This window comes from Photobacterium sp. R1 (assembly GCF_054600795.1).
In genome coordinates this window covers 1-251 of the sequence record NZ_BAAHZP010000775.1, presented here as the reverse complement: position 1 = coordinate 251, position 251 = coordinate 1, and the positions used below count along the sequence as shown (strand labels likewise).

The 251-nt window shown below is 55.4% G+C and carries 1 pseudogene; it reads right to left on the bottom strand.

From position 1 onward, the window contains the following. Window positions 1-68: 68 nt before the first annotated feature. Window positions 69-251: pseudogene (locus tag ACYP03_RS27180) on the bottom strand (MFS transporter); the annotation flags it as partial.

The following is a 251-nucleotide window of genomic DNA, read 5'->3' as shown; positions in this document are numbered from 1 at the left end:
CAAGCCATTAGAACCCTTAGTCAGTGAAGCCAGCAGCGAGGCTTAACCCAATCTGCGCCCGGCATTTGCTAGATCGCCACCGATGCCACTGGCTCGGTGGCCTGCTTTTTTCCAAGACGCCAACATAACGCGTACAAGGCCAAATACAATACACTGCCGCCCACCAGCACGCCGTACCAGTTCCAATGCTGCCAGCAGGTGATCAGGTAAAACCCACCCAGACTGCCGCCGACATAGTAGTGCACCAGATA